Origin of the sequence: Turneriella parva DSM 21527, assembly GCF_000266885.1 — a bacterium.
Lineage (GTDB): Bacteria > Spirochaetota > Leptospiria > Turneriellales > Turneriellaceae > Turneriella > Turneriella parva.
Map to the genome: position 1 here is coordinate 383,657 of NC_018020.1, position 19,309 is coordinate 402,965.

A 19,309-nucleotide genomic window follows, 5' to 3' on the forward strand; every position below is an offset into this window, starting at 1 on the left:
ACGTTTTCGCTGAAGCAGGGAGTGCAGCGAGAATCGATTATGACTGCAATTTTTCAATGAGCAGACAACTTTGCCAGAAACGAAATTACCTCAGTTTGATCACGCAGAATATAGCGCGCGGCGCTGCGTGCCCTGCCCACCTTGATAGTGTGGCTCGTCGCCGGCAGCATGCGAAACATGTCTTCGTCGGTCGTGTCGTCACCCGCAGCGAGAATAAAATCGTACCGCTGGTGGCGAGAGAGTGCCATAAGCGCAACACCTTTATTCACACCGTTGTTGCGTACCTCAACATTGTTATTGCCCTGAATAACATCAATATTCATGCTCGCCGTGAATTGCAGAAGCGTGTCATACAGTTCTAAAATTCTTTCGCGAATAAAGCCCATATCACCTTGCGCCCGGCGGTAATGAAAGACAATCGACCGTTCTTTCTGTTCGATAGTTGTACCCGGCAGACGCCGATGGTACTTTTGCATAATGGGGGCAATCTTCAAAAACCAATCGGCGCCCGCCGGCACCAGCGGCGTCCATTCGCTTGAGTGCGCCGGGCGATAAAAGGCTCCGTGTTCTGCCACAAGGCCAATGCGCTTGTCAGCGAAATGCAGACTCAAGAATTCTCGATTGCGGCCGCTAACGATAAAGAGGTCCGTTCGCGCGTCATCGCAAAGGTTCTGCAAGACGGATATCAGCCCGGGGCCGGGCACTGCATCTTCAGGTTTGGCGGCAAAACCGACAAGTGTGCCGTCGTAATCGAGAAACAGCGAGCGCCGCTTCGCAGATCTGTACGCTTCGACGACTGAGCGTTCGACATCAAACGCAAGATATTTTTTACGTTCGGAGTTTCTGCTTTGCTGCGTTTCGTTGAGGCATTCCATAATCTCGCCCAACCACGAATGGATATTCTGTTCGCGCAGATAGGCACGCATGGGTTCATTGCGTTCGATCTGCTCACTTCGGGGAATTTCGAGCGCCTGCTTGATGGCGTCTGCGATCTCTGAACAGCTATTGGGGTTTATCATGATCGCACCGGTCAGCTCACCTGCCGCACCCGCCATCTCGCTCAAGATCAGCACACCCGAACCGTCGGTTCTCGCCGCCAGATATTCTTTCGCTATCAGGTTCATACCATCTCTAAGCGGAGTCACCAGCGCGATATCGGTCGTGCGGTAGAGCCCTATGACTTCACGGGTCGATAGGTTTGTATATTGGTAGAAAATCGGCGCCCAGTCAGCTCTTGAAAAACGGCCATTGATGCGACCAATCTGCTCGTCGAGCTGCGTCTTCAGGTCTTGGTATTTGTCGACGCCAACCCGGCTCGGCACTGCGACGACGTGCAGCTGCACGCGCCCGTGCATTGCGGGAAATTTCTCAAGAAAGAGCCGATAACCTTCGAGACGATTGAGAATCCCTTTCGTGTAATCGAGGCGGTCTATGGACAAAATTTTTCTGAGTCCAGGCACAGAGAGTTCTTGACCAGCTTGTGCTCCATCGCCCGCGTAGAGATCATAATCGATACCCATTGGAAACGTTTCAGCCTTGCATACCCTGTCTTGCACGGTAATTTCACCGAGAGCGTGTTCAAACCCGAGAATTCGGCGAACGCAGTGCAAAAAGTGCTCACGGTATTCATGCGTATGAAAGCCGACGAGATCGGCAGCAACCAGCCCTGCGAGCAAATCGGCCCGCCACCGCCCGGGCAGCAGTCGAAACAGTTCAAAATGTGGAAACGGAATGTGCAGAAAGAAACAAATTTGGTTTTCCGGGAAAAGGTCTCGCAACAGGCGCGGCAGCAGCATCAGGTGGTAGTCGTTGACGAAAATTATATCCCCCGGCTTGACAATCTCGGCGATGCGGTTACAGTATTCGATGTTCACCTCAACATAGACCCGCCAGTATTCATCATCGTATTGCGTCAGCATCGGAAATGAATGGAAAAGCGGCCACAGGGTCTTGTTGCAGAATCCGTCGTAGAATTTCTCCATTTGGTCTGGCGAGAGAAACACCGGTACGAATGTGTCGCCTACCGATTCACTGTATGCGGCGAATTTTTCGGGCGCAATTTCTCCGGGCCAGCCCACCCACTTGTGCTGAAAATTTTCAGTTTCTTTACGTCGCGAGGCAATATACGAGTTGATACCCGTGGCGACGCCACCGGTCGACTGCTTGACGCGCATTCTACCGCCCGATTCTCTGAATTCGAATGGCAACCGATTCGAGACGACAATGAGTTGCATGCGACTTTATGGTATTCATGAAGCTTGCGACAAGGGTTTTTGCTTTTTCTGACGCATGACTGAAGCAAGCACGAAAAATACTAACTACGATTCGCTCTCGCTGGCCAGTTACGGGGTAATCGGCGATACGCGCACAGCGGTTCTTGTATCGGCCACCGGCTCAATCGATTGGGCATGTTTTCCCGATTTTGATTCCCCTTCAGTTTTTGGCCGCCTTCTCGGCCGCGGTGCGGGAGAGTTCTCAATAGCGCCGACCGATGCGTACCGCTCGCATCAATTTTATGAATCGGGAACCAACATCGTGGTTACAGAATTTGTCTGCGATTCGGGTCGGTTGCGAGTGCGCGATTTTATGCCTTATGTACCGAATCGCAAAGTAGCGACGGCAGAAATTCACCGAACCGTAGAATGCATCGAAGGCCAGGTGCGCGTGCGATTGTTTTTTTCACCTCGATTCAACTACGGCCGCGAAAAGGCAAATGTGGTGGTGAAATCGCATGGGGCGATCTTCTCGGCTGCTGAAAATTCACTGACACTTTCATCGCCCACACCATTGTCAGCGAGCGACGGAGCCGCCGGCACCACGTTCACAATGGCGACAGGCGAAGAGCTTTCATTTGTCGCCGACTGGGGAGCAACTGAAGTTTACCCGGTGCGCAGTTACCAGACTTATCGCCGCATCTGGGAAACGCGCAAGGCGTGGCGACAATGGATTGGCCGACTTGCCTACCACGGCAGATACCGTGATGCAGTTGAACGTTCGCTGTTAACGCTGAAATTACTTTCTTACGAACCGACAGGCGCCATAATCGCAGCGCCGACGACGTCATTACCCGAATGGATAGGCGGCTCGCGCAATTGGGATTACCGCTACACATGGATTCGCGACTCTGCGTTTATTCTGGGGGCGTTTTTTCGTGCGGGGTTTATCGATGAAGGCACAGCCTATTTTGATTTTATTCTGAAGAGGGTATTCAAGGGGCGTGATCTGCGCATTCTGTACGATATTCACGGCCGCGAAAACCCTACCGAAGCTGAGCTGCAGCACCTCGAAGGGTACGCTGGTTCTGGCCCGGTACGCATCGGCAACGGGGCCGCAGAGCAGCACCAACTCGACATCTATGGCAGCCTGCTCGATGCCGCCTGGTTATATTATCAGCACGGTGGAGTGATCACTTCAACAGAATGGCAGGCCTTAACAGACATCATCGCTCTCGTCATGAACAAATGGCGCGATACCGATTCAGGCATCTGGGAGGCGCGGTCAGAAGAGCAGCACTATACCTATTCGAAAATCTGGGCGTGGGTGGCGCTCGACCGCGCTGTGAAGCTGGCAAGCCGTCTGGGTCTTGTCGACCAGGTAGAAACGTGGGCACGTGAAGCCGACACCATTAAGGCGCACGTGCTTGAGGGCGCATGGAACGAATCATTGCAGAGCTTCACACAATATTATGGTTCACCGACTATTGATGCTGCTCTGCTCGTCATGGCCGAAACCGGGTTTATCGACGTGAATGATGCTCGTTTTGTCAGTACACTCGAAAAGATCAAAAACTCGCTGGGCGACGAGCTAACCCCGCTATTCTACCGTTATGATTCGGGTGCGTTCGACGACGGTATTCGCGAACCCGAAGGCCGCTTTTTGCTGATGTCGTTCTGGTATATCGATTGCCTGATTTTGCTGAAAAAACTGCCTGAGGCACGGGCGGCCCTCGAGCAAATGATTGCGATGGCAACACCGCTCGGCCTCTACAGCGAATGTTTAGACACCGCCGCAGATACTCCGTATCGCTTTCTGGGCAATTTTCCGCAAGGGTTCAGCCATCTCGGGCTGGTGAATTCGATTTTCAAGCTCGACCAGATGCGGCGCGCAATGGAAGCGGGTGACGCCTGACCCAGGCGCCTACCGGCTAAAATATTACTTCAATCCCACACCGGGCAGACCGAAAATAGAATCGTAGACTGCCATGGATAAAGCATATATGATCGGTTTCGGGGTCGCCCTCGGCGTCCTTGTTTTGGGGGTCGAAGCCTCGGGCGTTGCCTGGAGCGCGCTCTATGACCTTGCCTCGATCTTCATCACCTTCGGTGGTGCTTCTGCGACCACGATGATGCAGAACCCCTTTGAACTGACGATGAATATCCACAAGATCTATAAACTCGCATGGCTGAAGAACGAAATCGATATTAACCGTTACGTTTTGCAGATCGTATCACTCTCAGAAATCGCACGCCGTGAAGGTATTCTGGCGCTCGAAGACCACGTCGATAAGCTCGACAGTAAGTTTCTGACCAAAGCGCTGCAGATGATCATCGACGGTACCGACCCCGAAATTGCCAAGCGCGTTATGCGCATTGAAATCGAGGCCCTCGAAGGCCGCCACGCGGGCAATCGCGGCTGGTTCGACACGCTCGCCACGATGGGCCCTGCGTTTGGTATGCTCGGTACCCTCATCGGCCTTGTGGGTATGCTTTCGAACCTCGGAGGTGACACTTCGGGCCTGGGTAAAGCGATGGCCGCCGCCCTCATTACGACCCTCTACGGTTCATTTCTCGCCAACGTTTTTGCAATACCCACAAACAATAAGCTCAAAGGCCGTACCGAAGCCGAAGTGATGCTCATGAACATGCTGCTCGAAGGTGTCATGTCGATTCAGGCCGGTGAAAACCCGAAAGTTATTATGGATAAACTGCTCTGCTTCGTCGACCCCTCAGCGCGCGAAGCGCTCATTAAACAGCGTGAAGCCGAGGGTGGCAGCAACTAAAAATGGCGCAGAAGTGCCCACCATGCGTACAGAAAGTACCCGAATACATGTCGACGTATGGGGACTTCATCACCCTGCTGCTCTGCTTTTTTATCGCGATCTACCAGCCGCCGACGCCGGTTAAAGTTTCTGAAATGCGGATTATGTTGTCGCCCTTTCAGGGCTCACGCGGCATCATGCCCGGCGGCAACACGCTCTCGAAACAGAAACTCGAAGACATGGGCCTCACCGTTGAAGCGATGCCTGCTGAAGTGAAAGGAAAGGTACAATCGAAAGAAAAGTACCAGGTCAAACAGATATTCGAAGACGAAATAAAAAAGAAGAAAATCAAAATCACCGAAGAAGAGCGCGGTATCGTTATCAGCCTCATCGGCGACGGCTATTATGCTCCGGGGTCGGCGAAGCTCACAGAACAAGGTCGCACGATTCTGACAAAAATCTCTGATGTGCTCGGCCGCATGGATTCATACACGCGCATCGAAGGTTATGCCGACGACGAAATGACGGCAAGACCGCAGGGCGAATTTTACGAGTCAGCATGGGAACTCGCCGCGCAGCGAGCGATCAATGCCTTGCGCTTTCTCGAAGAGAAAAACGACGTGCCCGCAGAAAAACTCTCAGCAGCGACGTTTGGCAAGACGCGACAGCTCACGCAATCGGGAACCCCTGAAGCGCGCGCACTCAACCGCCGTATAGACGTCATTATTCTTTCGGGTAAAAACCAGACGCGCTCTTACAAAGACTCCGCGCTGCCTGAGGGTCGCGTACCTCAGACCGAAACCAGCGTACCTTAAAAGCATAGGTGAGCAGCCACCGCAATGCGATGGCGGCTCACCTGCGCTCAAGATCTTTCAGATATGTTTCGGCGCGCCCATAATCGGGGTTGCGCAAATAGCCGGATTTATTATTCTTCTGGATCACCGCCATGAGGTCGGTGAGCTCGCGCTTTGCTTCTGCAAGTTCGCCGCGCTCTTTGTAAAGACCCGCCAAAAAGAAATAGGCCTTCGCCTGGTCGGGTTCAACCGATTTGAACTCTTTCATCAGTTCTATCGCTTTCTCCTGAAATTGCTGTTGGCTCACGGTGATCACATCTGAAAGAACGCGGTACTGGTTATTGCGCGCAAACCCGGCATAATACATGACCGCAAGCTCGTATTTCACCTTGTTCATCGTCTTTTCAAGGTTCAGCGCCTTCAGAAAGGCCTGCTCGGCTTTGCGCGCCTCATCGGGGTTCCAGTTATGCGTGCGCGACAGATTCGCGTGGCAGAGCCCCTGCCAGTAGAAAACTTCGGCGACGGCTTCGCCGTACTCGGCTGCTTTTTCGAGATTTTTAATGCAGAGCTCATAATTTTCCATGAGCGCGTACGATTCGCCGATCTTGCGGTAGACCTTGCCGGTTTTTATGCCGGCGTCGATTTTCTCATTGATTATTTTTTCGTAACCGGAAATTTCTTTCTCCCAGTCGTCGAGCTGGCTCTTGCTGGCAGGTCGGCTGCCATAACGCTTCTCGAGATGCTTCTCTTTTGCCTCTTGATAGCAGCTTTTGACTTCGCAGCCCATAAAGAGCGAGGCGAAAATGAGCACGGGCAGGCGAATCTTCACAGCGAGGCCTAATGTGACATAATACGGCTATGCTGTAAAGAAAATTATCTCGAAAGTCAGGCACTTTTGCCGGCGCATCGCGCGGGCAAAAGTGGCGATTCGTTATAAATCCCCATTGACGGCGCAATGGGCTGCCGTTTCACGCGAGCATGCAGCAGGTCTATTTTTCACGTTTGGGTATGCCAGACAATATCGAAGAAGTTGAAACGGTAGAGTTCGTCATTCGGTGGGAGGTCAGCTATAACGAAGGCGACCACGACCGTATCGATGCGGCGAGTTACGACGAGATCAAAGAGCTGCTGGCTAAAAAGCTTGAGGTACTGCTCAAAGACAAAGGCGCCGATATTGCGCGCATTTTGCAATCATCGGTGCACCATAAGACAAAATACGAGCCTTTTGTCTCAGAAATATCGGGCGAGTATAAAGCGGTGCTCTATAAGCTACTTTGAGGCGGGCACGCCCGCTTCAAAGTATAAACAGCATCTGGATCAAACCAACGGCAAAGCCGAGCGCCGAGCCGACGAGAATCAGAATCCATTCGTCTTCTTGAAATGCCGTGCGCAGCAGTTCTTCAAAGTCTTCTGGCGGCAGATTGCTGAGGCGCTCGTAGAGCGTGTTTTCGAGATCCATCGCATTACCGAGATAGCCCTCAACTTTCATCGCATACTTGGGCACGGCTTCGTTGATTCGGCGCACGATCAGGGACTTGAGAAATTCGTATTTCTCTGAACCGACGGCAAAACTCATGATCGGCTGCGCCAGCCCTTCGATCTTGGCCAGAGCGCGAATTACATTGGATTGAATGACGCTGAAGAATGCTTCAGCCGCGCGGCCATAGATGAAGTTTTCGAGCACCTGGTGCGGTGAGAGAATTTTGTTCGCGACAATGTCGGCATATTCTTTTGAAACTTCTTTCTGGCGCTTGAGAAACAGGCCCTGGTATTTTACCAACCCAAGAATTTTTTGCTCGCGCAGCGGGCGAAAGATCATCTTGAGCGCCAGCCAGTTTGTGTAATAGCCGACGATCACGCCGACAATCGGCACAGTCCAGGGCGCCTGGTAAAAATACCACTGCGCCATCTGAATAATGCCAAATGGGAAACCAAAGTAGATGCCACTGAGCGCAATAAACGTAAATTCTTTCTTGCCGCAGCGCATAAACATTTCGTTGAGCAGAACCACATTTTTGCCGGTGAGGTTTTTGATGACGAGGCTCTTCAGGTCAAAAACCGCAAGAATGTTGCGTTTGATTTCTTTAATTGACCCTTCGAGCAAGGGGCCGGTTTCTTTGTTGACTTGCTTCGCAATCTGCTCGCGCACCGCGCCCGGTGTGAGATCCCACACTGTCTGGTTGGCCGAGCGGCCGACTTCGTCGACGAGTTCATGCGTCACCTTTTTCATCGGCTCTGCAAGTTCGAGCGCCATCTCATGCGGCTTCACCTTATCGAAAATTTCTTCGACTTTAATGAGTTTGGTCGTCATGAGTTCGACTGACTTTGACGCCATCTTGTGCGCCTTGCGCGGTATAATACCCTGCCAGCCGAGAAAAGGCGGTATTCCCCAGAATGTCAGGGGATAGAATGTCATCTTGATCGCTATCCAGTTTGTCAGCCAGCCGACGAATGCGCTCGTGACGGGCATGCTCGCGTAGACGAGCAGTTCTTTATGGGCGTGAATCCATTCTTGCATCAGGACAGGCTATAGGTAAACGCGTCAAGGTCGAGCGTTTTCATTGATGGCGGCCATCGATCGCACCGCGGCGTTGCCGCTAACCGCCGTCTAAGGAAAGACCGAAAAATCGGCGAGCGCGCCGCTCGCGATATGGCTGAACTCGGTGACGATTTCATCGGGTGAAGGCAGAATCTCGGGATTGCCGTCTGCCTTGGCTGCGGCTGCGAAGAGTTTGCGCGCAAAGGCAGCGTTGAGCGCCGTCATATATACCCCCGCCGTATTCTGGCCGGTCAATACGGCGCGAAAGTCGGTGAGCGATTTTTCTTTTGTATCTGCCCGCAGCGCATCGAGCGACGACAGATATTTCTGCGGTGGCGGCTGAAAGATACCCGTTGTGATTTTGCCGGATTGCAAAAGTGCATAGTGGGTCGGTGCGAGGGGCGATATTTCATCGAGCCCGTCATCGGAGTGCACGACGAGCGCCGCCTTGAGTCCCAGAAGTTTCAACGTCTCGGCGACCGGCACGAGCAGTTCCCTTGCATAAACACCCATCAGCTGCACCGGCGCGGCCGCCGGGTTCGATAACGGCCCCAATACATTAAACACGGTGCGCACGCCGAGCTCACGCCGCACAGGGCCCGCATGCTTCATGGCCGGGTGGTAGAGCGGTGCGAAGAAGAACGCGAAATTCGTGCGCCTGAGTCTCGCTGCAATGCGCTGCGGGTCTTCTTCAAGTGGGTAGCCGATTGCTTCGAGCACGTCGGCCGAACCTGATGACGACGAGACGGCGCGGTTACCGTGCTTGGCAACGGGAACGCCCGTCGATGCCAGTGTCAACGCGACAAGGGTCGAAATATTGATCAGGTGTGAGCGGTCGCCGCCCGTGCCGCAGGTATCGATAAAAAGTTCAGGTAGCTCATCTTTCTTGATCGGTGTCGCCATTTGGCGCATAGTTTTTGCACAGGCGGCAATTTCTTCGGGGGTCTCGCCTTTTGTGCGCAGTGCCACGAGCCACGCTGCGATCTGCGCCATTGTCAAACGGCCATGCATAGTCTCTGAGATGAGCCAGGTTATCTGATCGGCAGGCAGGTTTTGCCCTGCTAAAAGCTCTTCGAGTAGGTTTTTGAATTCCATGACTGGGTTAATTAGTTTTCGCCGCGGTGCGGCGAAAACCAATATAATTCTCTCAAATCAGTCTGCGAATCATGCCTGCAAGTTCGGCGGGTTCGACCGTGTCGACGGCCCGCGATTCAATCGGCACGTCTGAAAAGAGAAAATACGCTTTCTGCGCTTCGCCATAAACCTGCCAGCTGTGCTTGCGGTGGCGGGGCATCAGTGTCAGGCTCTTCTTGCCGATCGCTGCGGCAACATGGCGAGGGGCGGCGTCATTACAAATGACGAGGTGCGCCAAAGTGAACAGAGCCGCGGTTGCGCTGAAATCAATTTCGTCGGCAAAGAAGACTTTCATTGATTTCAGGTCGCTGTTGTTCACAGCGGTCTCGAGCTCTGCAATGAAAGCTTCGTCGCCCGGCCCCGCTGCGAAAAGCACGGGGTGGATAATGCGCTTCTTCTTGAACAGACGCAGCGTCTCGATAATCTGAAAAACCGGATACCGCTTCTCTTCAATGCTTGCCCCTATATGCCATATGATAAACCGGCGCGACAGGCGCAGCTTAAAGAGCTGGTTACGCAGGCGCGAGACCTCTTGCTTTTCGACGCCGATCACCGGGTATTGCATCTTGAGCTGTGGTGAGACGAGCGCCCCGAGTTTGTGATAGTATTCGAACGAGTTCACTTCGGTTGCGTGCTCGATTGCGGTGCGCGTGAGTAAAAACTTCAGCGGTTGATTGCGCACGCCGACGCGAATCTTGATTCGTGCCAGAAAGCCCCAAAGGCATGCCTGCGAGTCACGGCCAAATGTGAGCACGGCGTCGAACCGCTTGTGGCGAATGGCTTTCAGAACACCTAGAAATCCGGCTGCTTGTTCGCCCTTCAAAGTCAGCGGCAATACCTCAGCAACGTCGGGGTGTTTTTGCACAGCAGAAGCGTTACGCGCGTCGCAGGCAACGGTAATCTGCATGCGGGGGTGTGCTTCTTTGAGCGCCTGAATGACGCCGGTCTGCAATATGATATCGCCCAAGGATTTTTTTGAAATAATGAGTAGTCTTTGCATGGTTTCCCTGGCTGTTTTAGGGTAGCTTGCGCTGCATTGAGAGCCTAAAACAGCACTCCAGCGATGGACGCAGCCAGAATGTTAGACATGACGCCTATCAGAACAGCCTTTAGCCCCAGAGCCGCGAGTTCGGCCCGGCGCGATGGCACGAGCGCACCAACACCGCCGGCCATAATTGCGATCGAAGTCAGGCTGCCGAAACCACAAAGCAGGTAGGTTGAAATCATGAATGATTTGGGTGAAAGCAGCGCTTTAATCTTGCCGAGTTCTATGTAAGCGACAAATTCATTGAGCACGATGCGGGTGCCGAGCAGGTTACCCACCTGCACCGCTTCGCCCCAGGGTACACCGGTGATGAATGCCACAGGCGCAAAGGCATATCCCAAAAGCTGTTGAATGGTGAGGGGAACCGCAGTGACGACCTGTTGCAATGAGCCCGTCGTGTGCGCAATCGCCAGGTCGCGCAGCGACGACCAGATACCGTTCATCAGCGCAATGAGCGCGATAAACGCGATCAGCATGGCAGCGACATTGGCCGCAAGCAGCAAACCTTCTGACGCGCCGCGTGCCGCAGCGTCGATGACATTGACCGGGCCGTTGGTGTCGCTTGCCTCGCTGTGCGTCTTTGCACCGTTCTTCGCGGTCTCAGGCGTGCCCGTTTCGGGAATCACCATCTTTGAGAGCATGATCGCCCCGGGTGCAGTCATGATGACCGAGGCCATCAGGTGGCGCATATCGACACCCGCAACCGAAACATAAACGACCAGAATGCCGGCGCTGCAGTGGCACATGCCAGAAACCATCAACGTAAAAAGCTCTGAGCGCGTGAGATTTGCAAGGTAAGGTTTAATCGTCAATGGCGCTTCGGTCTGGCCCATAAAAATATTCGCCGCAACATCGAGAGTTTCTGCCCCAGAAGCGCGCATAAACCGGCTCATAAACCCGGCGATGGCGCGTATAATCGGCTGCATGACACCGAGGTAATAAAGAACCGAGAAGATCGATGCGACGAAGATAATCGTCGGTAAAACCTGAAACGCAAATACGAAGGCCACCGACGCCGTCTTATCGCCGAGTGCCGTGCTGAAAGCAGAGCGCATTCCTTCTTCTGAGCCGAACACCCCAAACACAAATGCCGCGCCGGTAGATGAATATTTCAACACCTGTTCGGCGCCATTTTTTAGCGCGTCAAAAAGAGCGCCGACGACGTTAAACTTCAGCGCATATATCACGATTTCGGCGAGTACAATTCGCCGCACCCAGAGCATCGGCGTGCGAGCGGCCAGCGGCGCAATATAACGCGCGACAACGAAGAGAACTGCCAACTGTAAGAGAATAGCGATGAGATAAACACTCTGTGCACCGGGAAGAAATAGGTCGAAAAGTCGCGCGATAGTCTCACCCCTGATGATGAGCACCGCAAAGGCAATCTGCAGCACCAGCCCCCAGATTACGGTTCGCCAGTCGATTCGGTTGCGCGTAGCTGAAAGCGCGTAACAGGTTGCGATAACCGCCGCGATGCCTGCAAGACCGGTGAGGTTTGCCAGCTGCACGCTACTGGCCGCCAACATTGTGCCGTTGCATTTCTTCGACGGTCGGCCGCATAAAGGCCATCAGCGCGATAAGAATGCCGAGCGGTATCAGCATATTTTTTTCATGGCTGAGAAAAAAGACCACGCCGATGAACATTGCTGACCCTTCGAGCAGCGCCCATTGCACGATTTTCATGGTGATATATTTTTGCAGCGGCACATTCTTCTCGCCACGCATAACAAACCGCGGTATGAGCTGTGACATGCCCACGCCAATGACTGCCATCGCGGCCGCCACCGTCTGAAAAACCAGCAAATCTTGCTTTTCGATCGCAGCGTCTTTGACATCGGGCAGAATAATGAAGAAAGTAACAGCGGCGAACATCGCCGGGGCCAGCATCATCGCGAGATGAATGACATAAAGATTTACGGGAATCTTGGGCATAGCGACGAGTCGCCGCGCGTAACGCGGTGGCAAGAATTTTGTGCAGAGCGCACACTTAAACCTGAATTGTGGCCCCGTTTAGATTTACAGCCACACGCTGTGTTCAGTTCTACACCCGATGGCGTACGATAAGATTCAGCTGCCTGACCAGGGTGAGAAAATCACCATGGAAAAAGGCAGACTCAAAGTACCCGACCAGCCCATAATTCCCTATATTGAGGGCGATGGCACCGGCCCCGATATCTGGAGAGCCAGTGTGCGCGTGCTCGACGCGGCAGTGGCGAAGGCATATCAGGGCGCCAAAGCCATTCACTGGCTAGAGGTTTATGCCGGTGAGAAATCCAACTTGGTATATGGCCCCAATACCTGGCTTCCCGACGAGACACTGAGGGCAATCGAAGAGTTCAAAATTGCGATCAAAGGGCCCATGACTACCCCGGTCGGCGGAGGTATTCGCTCGATCAACGTGGCGCTGCGGCAAATGCTCGATCTCTATGTGTGCCTGCGACCCGTGCAATATTTCAGCGGCGTGCCATCGCCGGTGAAGCGACCCGAAGATGTCGACATGACTATCTTTCGTGAGAATACTGAAGACATCTACGCGGGCATCGAGTTTGAACCAGCGAGCGACGGAGCCAAGAAGATTATCAAAATGCTTGAAGAATCAGAGCTGCTGGGCAAGGTGCGGTTTCCGGCGACTGCGTCTTTTGGCATTAAGCCCGTATCGCGCGAAGGTACGGAGCGCCTCGTCAAGGCAGCGATTGAATACGCGATTCAGAACAAACGCCGGTCGGTGACGCTGGTGCATAAAGGCAACATCATGAAGTTCACCGAAGGTTACTTCTGTAAATGGGGCTATGAAACCGCCAAGAAATACTTCGCGAACGAAACCGTCTCGTGGGATGAATGCGGCGGCAACCCGCCGGCCGGAAAAATTCTGATAAAAGATGCAATCGCCGATTCATTCTTGCAGCAGATTCTGTTGCGCCCGAAAGACTATGACGTTGTCGCGACGCTCAACCTGAACGGCGACTACCTCTCTGACGCACTCGCGGCGCAGGTGGGCGGCATCGGCATTGCACCCGGCGCCAACATCAATTACCAGAACGGCTGCGCTATTTTTGAAGCCACGCATGGCACCGCGCCCAAGTACGCAGGTCTCGACAAAGTGAACCCCTCATCGGTCATTCTTTCGGGAGAAATGATGCTGCGCTATCTCGGGTGGAAAGAAGCAGCAGACATGATTATCGCGGCACTTTCAAAAACTATTGCGCAGAAAACCGTCACGTATGACTTCGCGCGCCTGATGGAAGGCGCGAAAGAAATCAAGTGTTCTGAGTTTGCTGATGCCGTAATTGAAAACCTTTGATCGCCCCCTTCGAGCGCCTCAGGGTGCGATTGGCGTGACACGCGGTCGCTGAGGCGCTCGAAGCGACCGCTAGATTGCCCAAAATCTTTCACCCTTGTTAAACCGCTCAACGCCCTTCTTCATGCTCTCACTCGTCGCTACCGGATGCAAATTGCGCGCCTCAAGCCTGAGCGCTTCGCTGAGCGGCAGGTGAGATCCGTTGAGTGCCGATGAAAGATCGGCGATGAGCGCATCGCGCGGCGACTGGCATATTTGTGCCGCTACTTTAAGCGCGCGGTCGAGTCCTTTGCCTTTTTTCGCGAGCTCCCACACGAGGCCGATCTCGTAAGCACGCTGCGCGCGAATACGCTGACCGGTGATAATCAGCGGCAGCGCAGCGCCCCAATTCAGCAGCCGGGGCAAATAGACGGTACCCCCGTCGACGAGGGGAACTCCCCACCGCCGGCAGGCCACCGAAAACAGCGCCTGCGGCTCGGCGATGCGAATGTGCCCGTGGCAGAAGAGCTCGAGCCCCCCTGCATATGTATACCCGTGGCTCACCGTGATGACCGGCTTCTGCTGCACAATGCGGCTGCCACCCAATGGGCCAGCATCGTTCATCGCATATCGTTCGATTGCCTGCGGGGTCATGCCCTCGCCCAATTGCGCGAGTTCGCCGAGTGCCGTCAGATCGGCCCCTGCGCAGAACGATTTATCGCCCGCACCGTGTAAGACGGCGACGACCAGCGCATCGTCGTCCCGAAATTTTTGCCATGCTTCGCTGAGGTATTTTGCCATTTCGCCGTTAACAGCGTTATGCACCTCGGGGCGGTTCATCGTAATCTGGTATATCTTGCCGCCTTCGGTGGAGTGTATCTGTGTGAGAACCGGCTTCGTTGTCATAAACCATTTGCCCGCGCCGCCACGTACAGGCAAGCGGCGCGCGAATTCGACTCTATAGGTTTTTTATGGCTTTGTGGGTCAGGTACAGGTCGAGCAGCAGATTGAACAGATATGCGGCCGCAAACGCGAACGGAAATATGGCAGGGTATTCCCGGGGAAACTTATTTCGAGGCATCAGAAATTCGACAGCGACGCCACCTGCAGCAATCGCCAGAACGAGCCAACCTGCGGCATCGGGCAAAATCGACACCTTTGCGTCGGTGGCCGGGCGGTGAATACGTATGATGCTCAGGGGAAACAAAATGCGAAACAGCCCCCGCATCGGCAATTTGCGCACACGCCGTGCCACCAGCGGGTCGCCGTCGCGGACAATATAGAATGCGCCCGAACGCGTTAGTTTCTGTGCAAATGCCATAACGGGGCCTTTTAGAAAGAGGCCACTGGCCGCCGACTGAAAAATCTAATTGGCCACAGCCGGTCAGGTTTCAGGCCTATATTCCTTTTCAGACTGTCGTGCGCCCTGACTTTTACCCATGTCAGCCCTCACCATTCTTTCAGACGAAGAACAATCTTACTTTGACGCGATAAAAGACTTCGCGAAAAAAGAAATCACCCCGCACGTCACGGCGATGGACGAAGCGCAACAGGTCAATAAAGACATCGTCAAGAAGCTCTTTGAAATGGGCCTCATGGGCATTGAAGTGCCGCAGAGCCTCGAAGGCTCAGAAGCCTCGTTTTTCACGGCGATTCTCGCCGTTCAGGCGATCTCACAGGTTGACCCTTCGGTCGGCGTGATGGTCGACGTGCAGAACACACTCGTAAACAATGCGTTCATGCGCTGGGGTTCAGACGCGCTCAAAAAGAAATACCTGCCGCAGCTCGCTACGGGCAAAGTTGGTTCGTACTGTCTTTCAGAGAGTTCTTCGGGGTCAGATGCATTTGCGCTAAAGACCAAAGCCGTTAAAAAAGACGGCAAATACATTCTGAACGGCCAAAAACTGTGGATTACCAACGCAGGTGAAGCAGATATCTTCATTATAATCGCGAACCTGAACCCAGAAGCGGGCTATAAAGGCATTACTGCGTTTATCGTCGAACGCGGCTTCAAAGGTTTTTCCGTTTCGAAAAAAGAAAACAAACTTGGTATTCGGGCATCGTCGACCTGTGAGCTCGTGCTCGAAGACTGCGAAGTGCCGCTCGAAAACCTGCTCGGTGAAGAAGGCAAAGGTTATAAAGTTGCGATCGAAACGCTCAACGAAGGCCGAATCGGCATCGGCGCACAGATGGTAGGCCTTGCCGAAGCGGCGCTGAACCACGCGGTTGAATACGTCAAAACCCGAAACCAGTTCGGTAAGCCCATCGCGACATTTCAGGGCATGCAGTTTCAGCTCGCGCAAATGGCGATCGACGTCGAGACTTCGAAACTTATGGTCTATAATGCCGCGCGCCTTAAAGACGCTGGCAAAGACTTCGTGAAAGAAGCGGCTATGGCCAAGTACCATTCAAGCCAGGTAGCAGAGCGCGTTGCTTCGCTCGCGGTCGAATGCTTCGGCGGTTATGGCTTCGTGAAAGACTACCCGGTAGAGAAACTTTACCGTGACGCCAAAATCGGCAAAATTTACGAGGGCACGAGCTTCATGCAGCTCATGACCATCAGCAAAATTCTGCTCGGATGAAAAAAGCGGCCCATTCGTGAAACGCGTCTGGGCAACTCTTCTCGTTTTCGTCAGTCTGGCAAGTTTCAGCAGTTTCGCCGAATCGGTCGCGCACCAAAATCACAACGCATTCTTTCATTGCCAGCATACGCGCCAGAAGATCGAACGCACGAAGCCCTGTCCGTGCGGTTGTAACAAGAAGAAAAAGACGAGAATTCGTATCACCACGGCAGACAGCAGCTGTGAATCAGACGATGTCGTCGCGCATGCCCCGCAGTTTGAGAAGCTGGTCTCATCGTCACCTGACTGTAAATTAATTCGGGGGCTGGTGGCAGTTTCACGTCATCTGCCCATGGGTTTGCATTCACCCACGTCGCATTCTCTTTCACCACCGGTACCTCCCGGATAATTGTTCACTCAAGGCCAGATTTTCACCAACAGTTTTCTGAAAAAGGAAACTGTCAGGCCTAAGCCGACTCATGTTGATCGCACACGGCAAAGCCGTCTGCGGCTAAATCTGTCGGTAACAGAAATCAATTATTCATCTTGAGGAGATTTTATGTATTACTTTTCTAAAATATTTGCAATTGCAGTGGTTGTATTCACCGCTTTGCTGAATCCTACTACGGCATCGGCGAGCTGCGGCATGGGTGTTTGCCCCCTGCCAGTTGCCGGGGGGCTCAACGAGAGGGCGCTCGCGGGTACAGGTGTGCTGCCATCGCAGCTGGGTCTCGAAACGCGCTACGCGAGTTTTGACATCGGTGGCAAGGGCAGCTATCTGCAGAACAGTGTCACGGCGGTTATCGAGCACCGCTATTTTCGCGCGGGCGGTATTCTGCCGCTGATCTATCTTTCGGGCCCGGCAGGCGAAACATGGGGTTTAGGCAACACGACGCTCTTCGGCGAAGTGTATGTTTTTACCCGGCCCGGTACGCGGTTCTCGGTGGGCAGCCAGCTCGAAACCCCGACCGGCAATCACGACAAGGGGCTCGGCGCTGACCATTTCATGGCGATACCCTACATGAATCTGTGGCAGCAGACGGGCGACTGGCGTTTTGCCGCACAGCTGGGTTTTCAGCAGACGCTGGGTCACCATAGCCACGGTGTAGCGAGCCCTGTGCTCTATGTGAATCCGCATACAGATACCGAACTCATGGCGCGCCTCATGGGCGGGTACACCTGGTATAGCCGCTATTCGGCAGAAGCCGGGGCACTGTGGCGGCAGGTTTTGGGGCATGACGCGCAGGGCGACAAGACGTTCGTCGACTTCGCACTGGCATTTCGCACCGCTCTCGGTGACTCGCTGGCGCTGCGTGCCGGTGTGGATGTTCCACTCACCTCGCGGGCCCGCCACCTGTACCAGATGTATCTGAGCTGCTTCTACTATTTCTAGCAGGCGCACCGGTAACCGACTGCTTTTGCCCAAGTTTACCGCTCTTCAGGCCGATATTCTAAGGGAGCAATGGCTTATTCTAAGCGTTATTCCCTTATCCTTGCCGGCTGGATTCTCGCGGGAGTCGCGGTGCTTTTTACGCACTACTGGCAAACGTCGCGTTTCAGCAAAGACGCTGTCGATGAGCAGATCACGCTCGTCGCGGCGTCACATTTTGGTATGTCGCAGCTCGTCGACAACCTGCCGAATGTCTTTAAAGAGAACCCCCACGCCGCCGCGCTCAAGATCACCGATCTTCGCGGTGCTTTTCTCGGTGCCATGTACGACTCGCGCCGCATGCCCCCGCAGACGTATAAAGCGTTTCTCGAAACCCGCGCTTTTGATATCGAGGCTTCACCCTTTACCGGCTACAAACTGCATTCGTGGGAGAGTAAACGCAGAAAACTGCGCATCGTGTCTTTGAATCTCGAACGCATGCTCATCAGCGAGTATCTGAGCCGCATGAGCCACGACATGGCGCTGCACTATGTGATTCCCCTCTATATTCTTTTGGGCCTCGCGATACTTGCAGGCTACCACTACCTGATCTCTGGCACGATGCCAACGTTCAGATTGGCGAAACCTGTGAAGACTGGTGTGCCCAAATACACTGAGCCGAAAAGCCTGCAACAGGCGGCCCCCAGGGTGCGCACGCCCGCGAATGCGTGGCAGCTGAGACCCGGCATTATTGCCGAAAGCCACATACGCGAAACGCTGGCGCACCTCAAAGCAATTTCGGGCGCGCTGTCGGTAAGTTTTTGCGCGCGCCAGAAAGCCGACGCCGGCGAGAACTGGTCGGGAGTGCTCGAACTCAGGGGCAGCATTCTGGTGAGGGGCGGCGCCATGCAATTGCCACCGCAGAACCTGCAACGCGAAGACTCGAACCGCTGGTTTCGCCAATCGCCCGATCGCAGCGAATGGTATTTTTTCGGCGGCGATGATGCCGTGCCGCTCAGCTGCTTCGTGATGCGCTTTGCGAATGCCGACGCTGCGCCGGCAACAGACTCGCTCGAGCGTATCAGCGACTACGCCAGGCGCAGCACCCGCCCGCTGCTCGTAGAACACTATTATGAAAATTCGATTATCGACGCCGAAACGGGTCTTTATAGTAATCCTTATGCAATCTTCACGCTGAAAGAAAAACTTCTTGGGGGCATGGCGTTCGCCACTGCCGCCCTTAGGTTCGGCGACAAAGACGCTGAGGGCATCGCATCACAAAAGACGGCGCGCACGGCGATACGTGTCATGCGCGAATTTTTTGCTGCTGAGGCTGCACCGACGATTGCCCGCGGCGCTGAAGATACCCTGCTCATCGTTTTCGCCGGCGAAAAGGTATCGTCGGGTAATGCCAAACGCGCCATAACACAGCTTGTTGCATCTTACCGAAATCTCGGTCGAAGGGTGCATGCAGGCCTCATTGAAGACTCCGCGACGACCGGGTCGCCGCAGCATGTGCTGAAAACGCTTTCTAACCTGCTTGACAAATCGGCGAAAACCGGCGCGATCGAGCTTTACACCGCGGGCACCACAGCGCGAATCCTCTGAAACT

General features: G+C 54.0%; 17 protein-coding genes. 8 read left to right on the plus strand and 9 right to left on the minus strand.

The features are described 5' to 3' along the window. Positions 1-53 precede the first annotated feature (53 nt). The gene (locus TURPA_RS01760) at positions 54-2,234 is read right to left on the minus strand and encodes a bifunctional alpha,alpha-trehalose-phosphate synthase (UDP-forming)/trehalose-phosphatase (RefSeq protein WP_014801564.1); all 2,181 of its coding nucleotides are present in this window, start codon (positions 2,232-2,234) and stop codon (positions 54-56) included. A gap of 55 nt (positions 2,235-2,289) precedes the next feature. Between TURPA_RS01760 and TURPA_RS01765 the strand changes: the two genes are divergently transcribed. The 3 genes from TURPA_RS01765 (at position 2,290) to TURPA_RS01775 (ending at position 5,793) form a co-directional block, all read left to right on the plus strand. Beyond that, the gene (locus tag TURPA_RS01765) at positions 2,290-4,128 is read left to right on the plus strand and encodes a glycoside hydrolase family 15 protein (protein WP_014801565.1); all 1,839 of its coding nucleotides are present in this window, start codon (positions 2,290-2,292) and stop codon (positions 4,126-4,128) included. Positions 4,129-4,201: 73 nt separating this feature from the next. After that, complete coding sequence (locus TURPA_RS01770) at positions 4,202-4,999, plus strand: motility protein A (protein WP_041948236.1); 798 nt, start codon at positions 4,202-4,204, stop codon at positions 4,997-4,999. 2 nt (positions 5,000-5,001) lie between these two features. Then, positions 5,002-5,793, plus strand: coding sequence for an OmpA family protein (locus TURPA_RS01775; RefSeq protein ID WP_014801567.1), 792 nt, complete (start codon positions 5,002-5,004; stop codon positions 5,791-5,793). 37 nt (positions 5,794-5,830) lie between these two features. Here TURPA_RS01775 and TURPA_RS01780 read toward each other — a convergent pair whose 3' ends face one another. Next, positions 5,831-6,601: a tetratricopeptide repeat protein gene (locus tag TURPA_RS01780; protein WP_014801568.1), complete on the minus strand. Its 771-nt coding sequence runs from the start codon at positions 6,599-6,601 to the stop codon at positions 5,831-5,833. Positions 6,602-6,750: 149 nt separating this feature from the next. On the opposite strand from TURPA_RS01780, the gene TURPA_RS01785 reads away from it, so the two are divergent. Continuing rightward, positions 6,751-7,050 (plus strand): hypothetical protein, encoded by a 300-nt coding sequence (locus TURPA_RS01785; protein ID WP_014801569.1) that lies wholly within the window; start codon positions 6,751-6,753, stop codon positions 7,048-7,050. A gap of 16 nt (positions 7,051-7,066) precedes the next feature. Here the strand turns inward: TURPA_RS01785 and TURPA_RS01790 are convergent, their stop codons facing one another. The 5 genes from TURPA_RS01790 to TURPA_RS01810 form a co-directional block, all read right to left on the minus strand. Next, the gene (locus TURPA_RS01790) at positions 7,067-8,290 is read right to left on the minus strand and encodes a DUF445 family protein (protein WP_014801570.1); all 1,224 of its coding nucleotides are present in this window, start codon (positions 8,288-8,290) and stop codon (positions 7,067-7,069) included. A 90-nt stretch (positions 8,291-8,380) separates the two neighbouring features. After that, positions 8,381-9,406: an anthranilate phosphoribosyltransferase gene (gene trpD / locus TURPA_RS01795; RefSeq protein ID WP_014801571.1), complete on the minus strand. Its 1,026-nt coding sequence runs from the start codon at positions 9,404-9,406 to the stop codon at positions 8,381-8,383. Between the two features lie 52 nt (positions 9,407-9,458). After that, on the minus strand, positions 9,459-10,445 hold the full coding sequence (locus tag TURPA_RS01800; protein ID WP_014801572.1) for a glycosyltransferase family 9 protein: 987 nt from the start codon (positions 10,443-10,445) through the stop codon (positions 9,459-9,461). A gap of 44 nt (positions 10,446-10,489) precedes the next feature. Then, positions 10,490-11,998, minus strand: coding sequence for a NupC/NupG family nucleoside CNT transporter (locus TURPA_RS01805; RefSeq protein ID WP_217157606.1), 1,509 nt, complete (start codon positions 11,996-11,998; stop codon positions 10,490-10,492). Between the two features lies 1 nt (position 11,999). Beyond that, positions 12,000-12,422 carry a hypothetical protein gene (locus TURPA_RS01810; RefSeq protein ID WP_014801574.1) on the minus strand — a complete coding sequence of 141 codons (423 nt, stop codon included), beginning with the start codon at positions 12,420-12,422 and terminating at the stop codon, positions 12,000-12,002. Between the two features lie 118 nt (positions 12,423-12,540). On the opposite strand from TURPA_RS01810, the gene icd reads away from it, so the two are divergent. Next, positions 12,541-13,791, plus strand: coding sequence for an NADP-dependent isocitrate dehydrogenase (gene icd, locus TURPA_RS01815; RefSeq protein ID WP_014801575.1), 1,251 nt, complete (start codon positions 12,541-12,543; stop codon positions 13,789-13,791). Between the two features lie 69 nt (positions 13,792-13,860). Here the strand turns inward: icd and TURPA_RS01820 are convergent, their stop codons facing one another. Further along, a complete protein-coding gene (locus TURPA_RS01820; RefSeq protein ID WP_014801576.1) occupies positions 13,861-14,673 on the minus strand; it encodes an enoyl-CoA hydratase-related protein in 813 nt (270 codons plus the stop codon). A 52-nt stretch (positions 14,674-14,725) separates the two neighbouring features. Then, entirely contained in the window at positions 14,726-15,088 is a 363-nt protein-coding gene (locus TURPA_RS01825; protein WP_014801577.1) for a hypothetical protein, read from the minus strand. A 118-nt stretch (positions 15,089-15,206) separates the two neighbouring features. Here TURPA_RS01825 and TURPA_RS01830 point away from each other — a divergent pair, with 118 nt between their 5' ends. The 3 genes from TURPA_RS01830 (at position 15,207) to TURPA_RS01845 (ending at position 19,305) form a co-directional block, all read left to right on the plus strand. Beyond that, positions 15,207-16,349 (plus strand): acyl-CoA dehydrogenase, encoded by a 1,143-nt coding sequence (locus TURPA_RS01830; RefSeq protein ID WP_014801578.1) that lies wholly within the window; start codon positions 15,207-15,209, stop codon positions 16,347-16,349. A 538-nt stretch (positions 16,350-16,887) separates the two neighbouring features. Further along, entirely contained in the window at positions 16,888-17,721 is an 834-nt protein-coding gene (locus tag TURPA_RS01840) for a hypothetical protein (RefSeq protein ID WP_014801579.1), read from the plus strand. Between the two features lie 69 nt (positions 17,722-17,790). Next, positions 17,791-19,305, plus strand: coding sequence for a hypothetical protein (locus tag TURPA_RS01845; protein ID WP_014801580.1), 1,515 nt, complete (start codon positions 17,791-17,793; stop codon positions 19,303-19,305). Positions 19,306-19,309: the final 4 nt, after the last annotated feature.

Coding starts and splice junctions, on each gene's coding strand:
- TURPA_RS01760 (WP_014801564.1), bottom strand. CDS start 2,234: ATGCAACTCATTGTCGTCTCGAATCGGTTGCCATTCGAATTCAGAGAA.
- TURPA_RS01765 (WP_014801565.1), top strand. CDS start 2,290: ATGACTGAAGCAAGCACGAAAAATACTAACTACGATTCGCTCTCGCTG.
- TURPA_RS01770 (WP_041948236.1), top strand. CDS start 4,202: ATGGATAAAGCATATATGATCGGTTTCGGGGTCGCCCTCGGCGTCCTT.
- TURPA_RS01775 (WP_014801567.1), top strand. CDS start 5,002: ATGGCGCAGAAGTGCCCACCATGCGTACAGAAAGTACCCGAATACATG.
- TURPA_RS01785 (WP_014801569.1), top strand. CDS start 6,751: ATGCAGCAGGTCTATTTTTCACGTTTGGGTATGCCAGACAATATCGAA.
- TURPA_RS01790 (WP_014801570.1), bottom strand. CDS start 8,290: ATGCAAGAATGGATTCACGCCCATAAAGAACTGCTCGTCTACGCGAGC.
- trpD (WP_014801571.1), bottom strand. CDS start 9,406: ATGGAATTCAAAAACCTACTCGAAGAGCTTTTAGCAGGGCAAAACCTG.
- TURPA_RS01800 (WP_014801572.1), bottom strand. CDS start 10,445: ATGCAAAGACTACTCATTATTTCAAAAAAATCCTTGGGCGATATCATA.
- TURPA_RS01810 (WP_014801574.1), bottom strand. CDS start 12,422: ATGCCCAAGATTCCCGTAAATCTTTATGTCATTCATCTCGCGATGATG.
- icd (WP_014801575.1), top strand. CDS start 12,541: ATGGCGTACGATAAGATTCAGCTGCCTGACCAGGGTGAGAAAATCACC.
- TURPA_RS01820 (WP_014801576.1), bottom strand. CDS start 14,673: ATGACAACGAAGCCGGTTCTCACACAGATACACTCCACCGAAGGCGGC.
- TURPA_RS01825 (WP_014801577.1), bottom strand. CDS start 15,088: ATGGCATTTGCACAGAAACTAACGCGTTCGGGCGCATTCTATATTGTC.
- TURPA_RS01830 (WP_014801578.1), top strand. CDS start 15,207: ATGTCAGCCCTCACCATTCTTTCAGACGAAGAACAATCTTACTTTGAC.
- TURPA_RS01840 (WP_014801579.1), top strand. CDS start 16,888: ATGTATTACTTTTCTAAAATATTTGCAATTGCAGTGGTTGTATTCACC.
- TURPA_RS01845 (WP_014801580.1), top strand. CDS start 17,791: ATGGCTTATTCTAAGCGTTATTCCCTTATCCTTGCCGGCTGGATTCTC.